General features: G+C 38.3%; 11 protein-coding genes and 4 pseudogenes. 12 read left to right on the forward strand and 3 right to left on the reverse strand.

Features of this window, described 5'->3' with window-relative positions:
- Window positions 1-10 precede the first annotated feature (10 nt).
- The 12 genes and pseudogenes from HT699_RS03285 to HT699_RS03340 all read left to right on the forward strand — a co-directional run.
- On the forward strand, window positions 11-445 hold the full coding sequence (locus tag HT699_RS03285; RefSeq protein ID WP_023934276.1) for a cytidine deaminase: 435 nt from the start codon (window positions 11-13) through the stop codon (window positions 443-445).
- A 113-nt stretch (window positions 446-558) separates the two neighbouring features.
- Window positions 559-798 (forward strand): hypothetical protein, encoded by a 240-nt coding sequence (locus tag HT699_RS03290; protein WP_000907298.1) that lies wholly within the window; start codon window positions 559-561, stop codon window positions 796-798.
- Between the two features lie 318 nt (window positions 799-1,116).
- Window positions 1,117-2,173 (forward strand): annotated as a pseudogene (locus HT699_RS03295) (zinc-dependent alcohol dehydrogenase family protein).
- Between the two features lie 150 nt (window positions 2,174-2,323).
- Window positions 2,324-2,689 (forward strand): DUF1033 family protein, encoded by a 366-nt coding sequence (locus HT699_RS03300; protein ID WP_000286404.1) that lies wholly within the window; start codon window positions 2,324-2,326, stop codon window positions 2,687-2,689.
- A 75-nt stretch (window positions 2,690-2,764) separates the two neighbouring features.
- Window positions 2,765-3,706 carry a competence type IV pilus ATPase ComGA gene (gene comGA / locus HT699_RS03305; RefSeq protein WP_172934094.1) on the forward strand — a complete coding sequence of 314 codons (942 nt, stop codon included), beginning with the start codon at window positions 2,765-2,767 and terminating at the stop codon, window positions 3,704-3,706.
- Complete coding sequence (gene comGB, locus HT699_RS03310) at window positions 3,654-4,670, forward strand: competence type IV pilus assembly protein ComGB (RefSeq protein WP_080564700.1); 1,017 nt, start codon at window positions 3,654-3,656, stop codon at window positions 4,668-4,670. Before comGA ends, comGB begins: the two co-directional genes overlap by 53 nt.
- Window position 4,671: 1 nt before the next feature.
- Window positions 4,672-4,998: a competence type IV pilus major pilin ComGC gene (comGC, locus tag HT699_RS03315; protein WP_138703880.1), complete on the forward strand. Its 327-nt coding sequence runs from the start codon at window positions 4,672-4,674 to the stop codon at window positions 4,996-4,998.
- Window positions 4,991-5,395, forward strand: coding sequence for a competence type IV pilus minor pilin ComGD (comGD, locus tag HT699_RS03320; RefSeq protein ID WP_031233395.1), 405 nt, complete (start codon window positions 4,991-4,993; stop codon window positions 5,393-5,395). The genes comGC and comGD overlap by 8 nt, the downstream gene beginning before the upstream one ends.
- Window positions 5,358-5,660: a competence type IV pilus minor pilin ComGE gene (gene comGE, locus HT699_RS03325; protein WP_000413380.1), complete on the forward strand. Its 303-nt coding sequence runs from the start codon at window positions 5,358-5,360 to the stop codon at window positions 5,658-5,660. Before comGD ends, comGE begins: the two co-directional genes overlap by 38 nt.
- Window positions 5,623-6,084, forward strand: a complete 462-nt coding sequence (comGF, locus tag HT699_RS03330; RefSeq protein WP_119942021.1) for a competence type IV pilus minor pilin ComGF — start codon at window positions 5,623-5,625, stop codon at window positions 6,082-6,084. The genes comGE and comGF overlap by 38 nt, the downstream gene beginning before the upstream one ends.
- A complete protein-coding gene (comGG, locus tag HT699_RS03335) occupies window positions 6,062-6,475 on the forward strand; it encodes a competence type IV pilus minor pilin ComGG (RefSeq protein ID WP_119942023.1) in 414 nt (137 codons plus the stop codon). The genes comGF and comGG overlap by 23 nt, the downstream gene beginning before the upstream one ends.
- 32 nt (window positions 6,476-6,507) lie before the next feature.
- Window positions 6,508-6,633 (forward strand): annotated as a pseudogene (locus tag HT699_RS03340) (SAM-dependent methyltransferase); the annotation flags it as partial.
- Window positions 6,634-7,212: 579 nt separating this feature from the next.
- On the opposite strand, the gene HT699_RS03345 reads toward HT699_RS03340, so the two are convergent.
- The 3 genes and pseudogenes from HT699_RS03345 to HT699_RS03355 form a co-directional block, all read right to left on the reverse strand.
- Window positions 7,213-7,689 (reverse strand): GNAT family N-acetyltransferase, encoded by a 477-nt coding sequence (locus HT699_RS03345; RefSeq protein WP_023935296.1) that lies wholly within the window; start codon window positions 7,687-7,689, stop codon window positions 7,213-7,215.
- Between the two features lie 149 nt (window positions 7,690-7,838).
- Window positions 7,839-7,946: pseudogene (locus tag HT699_RS03350) on the reverse strand (IS5/IS1182 family transposase); the annotation flags it as partial.
- Window positions 7,947-8,048: 102 nt separating this feature from the next.
- Window positions 8,049-8,334, reverse strand: a pseudogene (locus HT699_RS03355) (transposase family protein); the annotation flags it as partial.

Consider the following 8,334-nt stretch of genomic DNA (forward strand, 5'->3'; position numbering starts at 1 on the left):
GGATGCAACAATGGACATCTGGGAAAAGATGTACGAAGAAGCACAGAAACTATACAATCCACATGAAGTATCAGACTTTGTTTATGCCAATCATGTTGTAGCTGCAGTAGAAGCAGAAGATGGACAAATATTTACAGGTTTCTGTATGGAGGGAACCTGTGGTGTTTTCCATCTCTGTGCAGAACGGGCGGCCCTCTTCAATATGTACCAATTTTCAGGACAAACTAAGGTTAAGAAAGTATTAGCCTTTCGAGATAAAGCACCTTATGGTGGAAGTTCAGGAATGCCCTGTGGCGCTTGCAGAGAATTCCTTTTAGAGTTGAACGCTGAAAATAAAGATGCAGAATTCATGATGGACTACGATACAAGAAAGACAGTGAAAGTCGCAGAACTAATGCCCTATTGGTGGGGAGAAGAACGTGCTTCTAAGTTTAATAATCAATAGAAGAGTCAGTATAATTCTGGCTCTTTTTACTATAATTTGAAAAACTGTACTTGAAAAAATGAAAAAAGTTTAAAAAAGTAGAAAATCTAATTGCTACTGCTATTTCCGGTGGTGTGGCAGGCATTGGTAATTTGGTAAAGAAAAAAGGATTGGCAGTTGCTAAAGCTACTTTAAGTAGGGTAGCTAAAAAAGCTGCTATTCGTTTAGGCATTTATAGCAATCGGTTAGCTGAACTTCTTGAACGTATATTTGATTATATTAACATTTTCTACAATGTAGGTTATGCGGTAGCTCAATGGGTTGATGCTAGGGATGTATATCCAAATAATGGACGGATTAATTTCTGGGCTTAAATCTATGTGTAAGATTTTATTATCTTCGTTTTTGTTTGTTTTCTTATTTCATTTGCTAGCACATTACATTTTTGGATTTGATCAGTTGAGTGTTACCCAATTATTATTATCTTCGATTTTTGTTGCAGGTATCAGAAAAATTGGAGATGAGTCATAAGAGAGAAAGCAGAAGTTAGAGGCTAGCTTCTGCTTTTTTATCTACATTGCTTTACCGGTAAATAAAAAAGTTAAAAATATCACAAAAATACCTAAAGAGCCAATTGAAAAGGCTTGCAATTATATTATAAATAGTACATTTAAAAAACGGAGGAGTGCTTTATGAAAACCTATACTTATGTTAAACCAGGACTTGATTCTTTTGTTGATGTAGATAAACCAGTTATTCGCAAGCCAACAGACGCTATTGTGCGTATCGTAAAATACTATTTGTGGAACAGACCTCCATATTATCAAAGGGGATGTTCCTGCTTGCCAAAGTGGTACCATTCTTGGTCAAGAAGGGATTGGGATTGTTGAAGAAGTTGGGGAAGGAGTTTCTAACTTCAAAAAAGGCGACAAGGTCTTGATTTCTTGTGTTTGTGCCTGTGGTAAATGCTACTACTGTAAAAAAGGAATTTATGCCCACTGTGAAGACGAAGGGGGCTGGATTTTCGGTCACTTGATTGATGGTATGCAGGCTGAGTATCTGCGTGTCCCTCATGCAGATAACACTCTTTACCACACTCCAGAAGACTTGTCAGATGAAGCCTTGGTTATGCTATCAGACATTCTGCCTACTGGGTATGAAATTGGTGTCTTGAAAGGAAAAGTAGAACCTGGTTGTAGCGTAGCCATTATTGGTTCAGGTCCAGTTGGATTGGCTGCTCTCTTGACAGCTCAGTTCTACTCACCAGCCAAATTGATTATGGTGGACTTAGACGATAACCGCTTGGAAACTGCTTTATCATTTGGTGCGACTCACAAGGTTAATTCTTCAGACCCTGAAAAAGCGATTAAAGAAATTTATGATTTGACAGATGGCCGTGGTGTAGATGTCGCTATTGAAGCTGTTGGTATTCCTGTAACATTTGATTTCTGTCAAAAGATTATCGGTGTAGACGGAACAGTTGCCAACTGTGGTGTACATGGTAAACCAGTTGAATTCGATTTGGACAAACTTTGGATTCGCAACATCAATGTAACAACTGGTTTGGTATCTACAAATACAACTCCACAATTGTTGAAAGCACTTGAAAGTCATAAGATTGAACCAGAAAAATTGGTAACTCACTATTTCAAACTCAGTGAAATTGAAAAAGCCTACGAAGTCTTCGGTAAGGCAGCAGACCACCATGCCATTAAGGTCATCATCGAAAACGATATTTCAGAGGCTTAAGTAGTAAAAACATTTTGGAACATAAGAAAATAGAAATTCAGTAATTTATCAGATGGCTAGATTTTTTATTAAAAAATTAAGAAATGAGCATATTTCTTTCCTTGTCTGGCGGAATTGGTTATAATATATGGTACAAAGGAATGAATGAATATGTATCGTGTTATAGAAATGTACGGAGATTTTGAACCCTGGTGGTTCTTAGAAGGTTGGGAAGAAGATATTGTAGCAAGTAAGAAATTTGACCAGTATTATGATGCTCTCAAATACTACAAGACTTGCTGGTTTAGATTGGAACAAGAATCCCCTCTTTATAAAAGTAGAAGGGACTTGATGACCATTTTTTGGGACCCGGAAGATCAACGCTGGTGTGATGAATGTGATGAGTATTTACAACAATACCATTCTTTGGCTCTTTTACAGGATGAGCAGGTTATTCCAGATGAAAAACTACGTCCAGGCTATGAAAAACAAACAGGTAAGGAAAGGCACCGTTCTTGCCGTATGAAAGTAAAATAGAGAAAAAGTAACTTTTTGGAGTTGCTTTTTTATTTTTTCCAAATCTTTGCGAATAGTATAGGTGAGGAGGTAGGTATGGTTCAAGAAATTGCACAAGAAATCATTCGTTCGGCCCGGAAAAAAGGAGCGCAAGATATTTATTTTGTCCCTAAGTTAGATGCCTATGAGCTTCATATGAGGGTAGGAGACGAGCGCTGTAAAATTGGCTGTTATAACTTCGAAAAATTTGCGGCCGTCATCAGTCACTTTAAGTTTGTGGCGGGTATGAATGTGGGAGAAAAGCGACGTAGTCAACTCGGTTCCTGTGACTATGAATATGACCAGAAGATGGCGTCCCTACGTTTATCTACCGTAGGCGATTATCGAGGGCATGAGAGTTTAGTCATTCGCTTGTTGCACGATGAAGAGCAGGACTTGCATTTTTGGTTTCAGGATATTGAAGAATTAGGCAAGCAGTACAGGCAACGGGGACTCTATCTTTTTGCTGGCCCGGTTGGGAGTGGTAAGACGACCCTGATGCATGAATTGTCCAAGTCACTCTTTAAAGGACAGCAAGTTATGTCCATCGAAGATCCTGTCGAAATCAAGCAGGACGACATGCTTCAGTTGCAGTTGAACGAAGCAATCGGCCTAACCTATGAAAATCTAATCAAACTTTCCTTGCGTCATCGACCAGATCTCTTGATTATCGGAGAAATTCGGGACAGCGAGACGGCGCGTGCAGTGGTCAGAGCTAGTTTGACAGGGGCGACAGTCTTTTCAACCATTCATGCCAAGAGTATTCGAGGTGTTTATGAACGCCTGCTGGAGTTGGGTGTGAGTGAAGAGGAATTAGCAGTCGTTCTGCAAGGAGTCTGCTACCAGAGATTAATTGGGGGAGGAGGAATTGTTGACTTTGCAAACAAAGACTATCAAGAACACCAGCCAACTAGCTGGAATGAACAGATTGACCAGCTTCTTAAAGATGGACATATCACAAGTCTTCAGGCTGAGACGGAAAAAATTAGCTACAGCTAAGCAAAAAAATATCATCACCCTATTTAACAATCTCTTTTCTAGCGGTTTTCATCTGGTGGAGACCATCTCCTTTTTAGATAGGAGTGCTTTGTTGGACAGGCAGTGTGTGACCCAGATGCGTGTGGGCTTGTCTCAGGGGAAATCATTCTCAGAAATGATGGAAAGTTTGGGATGTTCAAGTGCCATTGTCACCCAGTTATCCCTGGCTGAAGTTCATGGCAATCTCCACCTGAGTTTGGGAAAGATAGAAGAATATCTGGACAATCTGGCTAAGGTCAAGAAAAAATTGATTGAAGTAGCGACCTATCCCTTGATTTTGCTGGGTTTTCTTCTCTTAATTATGCTGGGGTTACGGAATTACCTGCTCCCACAACTGGATAGTAGCAATATTGCCACCCAAATTATCGGTAATCTGCCACAAATCTTTCTAGGAATGATAGTTTTTGTTTCAGTAGGTGTCCTTTTAGCACTCACTTTTTATAAAAGAAGTTCTAAGATGCGCGTCTTTTCTATCTTAGCGCGCCTTCCCTTTATTGGAATCTTTGTGCAGACCTATTTGACAGCCTATTATGCACGTGAATGGGGGAATATGATTTCACAGGGAATGGAGTTGACGCAGATTTTTCAAATGATGCAGGAACAAGGTTCCCAGTTCTTTAAAGAAATCGGTCAAGATTTGGCTCATTCTCTCCAAAATGGTCGAGAATTTTCTCAAACTATAGGAACCTATCCTTTCTTTAAAAAGGAGTTGAGTCTCATCATAGAGTATGGGGAAGTCAAGTCTAAGCTGGGGAGTGAGTTGGAAATCTATGCTGAAAAAACTTGGGAAGCCTTTTTTACCCGAGTCAACCGCACCATGAATTTGGTGCAGCCACTGGTTTTTATCTTTGTAGCACTGATTATCGTTTTACTTTATGCGGCAATGCTCATGCCCATGTATCAAAATATGGAGGTAAATTTTTAAAATGAAAAAAATGATGACATTCTTGAAAAAAGCTAAGGTTAAAGCTTTTACACTTGTGGAGATGTTGGTGGTCTTGCTCATCATCAGCGTGCTTCTCTTACTCTTTGTACCTAGTCTGACTAAGCAAAAAGAAGCAGTCAACGACAAAGGAACAGCTGCTGTTGTTAAGGTGGTGGAAAGCCAGGCAGAGCTTTATAGCTTAGAAAAAAATGAAGATGCTAGCCTAAGTAAGTTACAAGACGATGGACGCATCACGGAAGAACAGGCTAAAGCCTATAATGAATACTATACTAAAAATGGAGAGTCAAATCGTAAAGTCAATGATTAAGGCCTTTACCATGCTGGAAAGTCTCTTGGTTTTGGGTCTTGTGAGTATCCTTGCCTTGGGCTTGTCCGGCTCTGTTCAGTTCACTTTTGCGGCAGTAGAGGAACAGATTTTCTTTATGGAATTTGAAGAACTCTATCGGGAAACCCAAAAACGCAGTGTAGCCAGTCAGCAAAAGACTAGTCTGAACTTAGATGGGCAGACCATTAGCAATGGCAGTCAAAACTTGACAGTTCCTAAAGGAATTCAGGCACCATCAGGCCAAAGTATTACATTTGACCGAGCTGGGGGCAATTCGTCCTTAGCTAAGGTTGAATTTCAGACCAGTAAAGGAGCGATTCGCTATCAATTATATCTAGGAAATGGAAAAATTAAACGCATTAAGGAAACAAAAAATTAGGGCAGTGATTTTACTGGAAGCAGTAGTCGCTCTAGCTATCTTTGCCAGCATTGCGACCCTCCTTTTGGGACAAATTCAAAAAAATAGGCAAGAGGAAGCAAAAATCTTGCAAAAGGAAGAAGTCTTGAGGGTAGCTAAGATGGCCTTGCAGACAGGTCAAAATCAGGTAAACATAAACGGAGTTGAGATTCAGGTGTTTTCTAGCGAAAAGGGATTGGAGGTCTACCATGGTTCAGAACAGTTGTTGGCAATCAAAGAGCCATAAGGTCAAGGCTTTTACCTTGTTGGAATCCCTGATTGCCCTCATTGTCATCAGTGGAGGATTACTCCTTTTTCAAGCTATGAGTCAGCTCCTCATTTCAGAAGTTCGCTACCAGCAACAAAGCGAGCAAAAGGAGTGGCTCTTGTTTGTGGACCAGTTGGAGGCAGAATTAGAGCGTTCGCAGTTTGAAAAAGTGGAGGGGAATCGCCTCTATATGAAGCAGGATGGCAAGGAAATTGCGATAGGTAAGTCAAAATCAGATGATTTCCGTAAAACGAATGCTCGTGGTCGAGGTTATCAACCTATGGTCTATGGGCTTAAGTCTGCGCAGATTACAGAGGATAATCAACTGGTTCGCTTTCGTTTCCAGTTCCAAAAAGGCTTAGAAAGGGAGTTCATCTATCGTGTGGAAAAAGAAAAAAGTTAAGGCAGGTGTTCTCCTCTATGCAGTCACCATGGCAGCCATCTTTAGTCTTTTGTTGCAATTTTACTTGAACCGACAAGTCGCCCACTATCAAGACTATGCTTTAAATAAAGAAAAACTGATTGCTTTTGCCATGGCCAATCGAGCCAAAGATAAGGTTGAGCAAGAAAGTGGGGAACAGACCTTTAATCTGGGTCAGGTGAGCTATCAAAATAAGAAAACAAGCTTGGTGACAAGGGTTCGTACGCCGAAGAGTCAATATGAGTTTCTGTTTCCTTCAGTCAAAATCAAAGAAGAGAAAACAGAGAAAAAGGAAGAGGTAGTGACTGATTCAAGTAATCAAGCAAATCAGGAAAAATCAGAAGAGAAGGTTGAAAAGAAAGAGAACTCCTAGCCAATCAAGCTACTTTGTGCTAAACTAAAAATATGAGACATGATTTTAACCACAAAGCAGAAACTTTTGATTCCCCTAAAAATATCTTCCTTGCAAACTTGGTTTGTCAAGCAGTCGAGAAACAGATTGATCTTCTATCAGACAAAGAAATTTTGGATGCTTTTTTTGTGAATAATCGGGGTAGATACCTATCCGAATTTTTAAATTTTCCTAGTACAAAGAAGTTGCTAAGGAACATCGCGAAAGGTTCTCTTAATCAATCCAATATAAATGCAAGGAGTAGTAAATGCGAAACAAATTTTAAAATTTTTTAAATTGAAATTTGGCTTTTAACATGAGGAGTCTCCCTTCACCAAATTTGAGTCTGCCTATCCCTTGACTATTCTTTCCTTTTCACAAACGAGTCGCTTATTCAATTATAAGTTTACGTTCTCCTAGTCACAGTTCTTGTGCTTGATGGAAAGAATGACACCTATAAATATGCGAGGTAGTGGCTGTATCACTCACTTATTCACCTCCACGTGATTTGTAGTAGTGATAGACTTTCTCACTATTATTATAAAACAAAATAAAGAGCACACCACTTTTTCATTCTGTCTTGTGCCTTGAGTGAAACGAAAGGAATGAATTATAAACATAAAAGTTTAGTATATAGATTATTCCTCTCAAAATATGCAAATAAGCTAGAATACTAAATTTATAGCAGACTTAGTGAAAAGCAGAAACTAGAAATGATACTAGTTTCTGCTTTTCTCCATAATAATTAATTTCCCCTTTTTTCCTTCTAAATCTTTCTTCACAACAAAAAAACCTGAATTTCTATATGCTTTTTGAGCCAATATATTTTTTTCATTTACAGCCAATACAATATGGTTAATTTCTAATTTTAAAGTTGAGTCTATGAATTCAAATATTTTATTCAGAGCATTAGAACCATATCCTTGATTTCTGAAATTATCATCAATAGAAAATCCTCTAATAAGCGCATAATCTTTTTGATAATAGCCATACTTTTTAGGACCAGTGTTTAGGTGTAGGCAAAAAAATCCAATTACTTTATGTTCTTTATTAAGTATTACTATTGGGTATCTATACTTATCTTTTTTAGACTTTTCAATAATATTTTTTGGGGTATCAGTATGTGTAATATCATTTAAAGAATAAGAACTTAAAGAATGGTAATGGTCAACTTCACTATACAAAGATAATTTCATGATAATTAATTCCTTTCTCTTTATGTAAGATACATAACTAAATAGGACTCTAGGTATGTAGATTTTTTTATGAAACGTCCTATAAAAATCAGATATATTTAGAGTTATTACTTTAGTCCTTTATTTTCATTATTAGACTTCCTGCAAAACTAGAATCCTAGTTCATGATTGATAATACCAGCAATCAAATTCATTCGTAATCCGAAGCGTTTACGATGATTTCGATAGGTTGTTGAAGATATTTTAAACGTTTTTATAGTGAAATGAAATAAGAACAGGACAAATCGATCAAGACAGTCAAATCGATTTCTAACAATGTTTTAGAAGTAGAGGTGTACTATTCTAGTTTCAATCTACTATACTTTGTCAAAAATATTCTCAACCTTGCTTCTCTCCTTAGATAGCGCATGGTTACAGGCTTTCTCTTCAGCTGTTAGCGGCTTGAGTTTGCTGGATTTACTCGGAGTTTGCGCTTGAGGATATAGCTTCATGAGCCCTTGATAAGCACTGTCAGACAAGATTTTACCAGCTAGCCCGACATTTCTGCGACTCATTTTGAACAACTTCATATCATGACAATAGTTCACAGTGCTCTCCAAAGAAACAATTTTCCCTTGGCGTGTGACAATCGCCTGAGCCATCCTA

The organism is Streptococcus sp. 1055, from assembly GCF_013276815.1.
Lineage (GTDB): Bacteria > Bacillota > Bacilli > Lactobacillales > Streptococcaceae > Streptococcus > Streptococcus pseudopneumoniae.

Bases quoted from the DNA above. Each gene is read 5' to 3' on its own strand.
- HT699_RS03285 (WP_023934276.1), top strand. From the start codon at position 11: ATGGACATCTGGGAAAAGATGTACGAAGAAGCACAGAAACTATACAAT.
- HT699_RS03345 (WP_023935296.1), bottom strand. From the start codon at position 7,689: ATGAAATTATCTTTGTATAGTGAAGTTGACCATTACCATTCTTTAAGT.
- comGF (WP_119942021.1), top strand. From the start codon at position 5,623: ATGGTTCAGAACAGTTGTTGGCAATCAAAGAGCCATAAGGTCAAGGCT.
- HT699_RS03300 (WP_000286404.1), top strand. From the start codon at position 2,324: ATGTATCGTGTTATAGAAATGTACGGAGATTTTGAACCCTGGTGGTTC.
- comGE (WP_000413380.1), top strand. From the start codon at position 5,358: ATGGAAAAATTAAACGCATTAAGGAAACAAAAAATTAGGGCAGTGATT.
- comGC (WP_138703880.1), top strand. From the start codon at position 4,672: ATGAAAAAAATGATGACATTCTTGAAAAAAGCTAAGGTTAAAGCTTTT.
- comGB (WP_080564700.1), top strand. From the start codon at position 3,654: ATGGACATATCACAAGTCTTCAGGCTGAGACGGAAAAAATTAGCTACA.
- comGA (WP_172934094.1), top strand. From the start codon at position 2,765: ATGGTTCAAGAAATTGCACAAGAAATCATTCGTTCGGCCCGGAAAAAA.
- comGD (WP_031233395.1), top strand. From the start codon at position 4,991: ATGATTAAGGCCTTTACCATGCTGGAAAGTCTCTTGGTTTTGGGTCTT.